Annotated in this window: 1 protein-coding gene; it reads left to right on the top strand. The window is 52.6% G+C overall.

From position 1 onward, the window contains the following. Window positions 1-341 (top strand): IS30 family transposase (locus ACT3RQ_RS17750; protein ID WP_444680995.1); only part of this gene is annotated, 341 nt, incomplete at its 5' end. Window positions 342-348: the final 7 nt, after the last annotated feature.

The following is a 348-nucleotide window of genomic DNA, read 5'->3' as shown; positions in this document are numbered from 1 at the left end:
TTAAGCCTCGTCGGGGCGCGGTGAAGACGATCACGCTAGACAATGGCTCGGAGTTTGCAGACCACGAGACGGTCGCAAAAGCGGTTAGCGCCTCCGTGTATTTCTGTGATCCTTACTGTTCAGGCCAGCGTGGGACAAACGAGAACACCAACGGCCTGATCAGGCAGTATTTTCCGAAAGGTACAGACTTCCGGAAGGTGACTAATGCAGAGCTGCGACGCGTTGTTCACAAGCTGAACGATAGACCCAGAAAGCGGCTGGGATATCGAACCCCAGCCCAGGTGTTTTTAGGAGAATATTCAGGAGCACTAGAAACCGCAGGTGCTGCACTTATTAGTTGAATTCAGG

The organism is Halomonas sp. AOP43-D1-4, from assembly GCF_052446175.1.
Classification (GTDB): Bacteria; Pseudomonadota; Gammaproteobacteria; order Pseudomonadales; family Halomonadaceae; genus Vreelandella; species Vreelandella citrativorans.
Note: the sequence above shows the minus strand (reverse complement) of the source record. Positions and strands in the feature narration are given on the sequence as shown.